Source organism: Bartonella sp. AA86SXKL, assembly GCF_042196885.1.
In genome coordinates, this window is the sequence record NZ_JBHIRE010000350.1 from 1 (window position 1) to 331 (window position 331).

Here is a 331-nt window from a genome sequence, read left to right on the forward strand (position 1 = left end):
AATTTCTTCTTATTTGATCAGAAGTTGCATAACCTCTGTTAATTTATACATATCTTTTCCGCATTTTTCGCTTTTTTTAAATTTACCAGAATAGTTAACTGAACGCATAATTAAATATTGAGTTGTTTAAAAAAGTCTTTTATATCTTTTGCATAAAAAATATCTTCACCTTTGTCTGTTTTTTCAAAAGTTTTAAGCGTTTTTGTATTAGGAATATGCATTTCAAACGGCAATCTTTCTTCACTAATAATTTTAGTAAAAGCAATCCCTCTAAAATCAGACACTGTAAGTCTTAGAACGCCTCATATTTCATGTGCTTCTTTTTTTTAAT

At 26.9% G+C, this 331-nt stretch carries 1 protein-coding gene; it reads right to left on the reverse strand.

The window, feature by feature from the left end:
• Positions 1 to 110 precede the first annotated feature (110 nt).
• On the reverse strand, positions 111 to 284 hold the full coding sequence (locus ACFIO5_RS11945; RefSeq protein ID WP_375705526.1) for a type II toxin-antitoxin system RelB/DinJ family antitoxin: 174 nt from the start codon (positions 282 to 284) through the stop codon (positions 111 to 113).
• Between the last annotated feature and the right edge of the window lie 47 nt (positions 285 to 331).